The organism is Gilliamella apis, assembly GCF_002142155.1.
Classification (GTDB): domain Bacteria; phylum Pseudomonadota; class Gammaproteobacteria; order Enterobacterales; family Orbaceae; genus Gilliamella; species Gilliamella apis.
On record NZ_NASD01000051.1, the window covers coordinates 1 to 965 of the forward strand.

Genomic DNA, 965 nt, shown 5'->3' on the forward strand with positions numbered 1-965 from the left:
CGATTCTACCTGGATTAACTGAATTCCATTGCGAGCGTGTAACAACAGGACCAGTTAGGGTGACTCGAATGCTGTAGTAGTTGTTGTAGTGGTGGCCTGGTGAATCGGTCATCGTCGCCGTAATACCACCATGAGAAACCGGAGCCCAAGATAAGGCCTGAGCATTACTACCCCCAATAGCCAAATCAAAATACATATTATGAGCACCAGTAGTCGGGAAGTTTAAACCATAAGACGATGGTGTAACTGACTGTGGTAGAAAACCCTTAAACCGTTCCCAAACGGTATTAGAAATCCCTTCTATAGGTGAGTAGTTAGGTTCTGCATAACAAATCTTTGGCGTCGTTTCCTTAGGATTAATATAATAAGTGGCATTACCTGGATTAAAACGACTTTCATTAGGTACCCCATAACGTGTTGTTAATGTACCGTAAGTATTAGATAAGGTTAATCTATATGGCGCTCCACAAATAGTCAGTACTTCATTACGGGCAACAACTCGATGATTAAATTTATCTTCAATGAATAAATTTAAACTACCAGTAGCGGTGACGCCACTAACGCCCTGACCATCACCATCATCATCTCCCCAATAATTATTGGGCGGACCAATAACTGAACTTAATGCAATAGAATCAGTATCCGTTGGTATTAACATACCAATATCATTAAAACTCTGACCAGCAACAGGTAACTCGATAGGATTGTCTAAACTTGAATCATTGGTTGTCGGAGTAAATGTTCTTCCATCTGAAAGCGATATCCTGAGTAGCGCTTCAGTATTTGTGACCCGAGTTCGACCTCCATCAAAGGTTAAATATGGGGCTGAGCCATAAATAATATTGGTCGTTTTAGTGGTTAATGCATAGTTAGAAAAAGAGATAGACTGTAAAACAACCACGGTTAATACCAAAACCATCGGCCGAGATAAACAGACTAAACCAAGAAATTTTGAAAAATTTTGC

The 965-nt window shown here is 40.0% G+C and carries 1 protein-coding gene; it reads right to left on the minus strand.

The features are described from left to right. A partial coding sequence (locus B6C84_RS11435) for a hypothetical protein (RefSeq protein WP_133052325.1) occupies nucleotides 1-919 on the minus strand: 919 nt, incomplete at its 3' end. Nucleotides 920-965 lie beyond the last annotated feature (46 nt).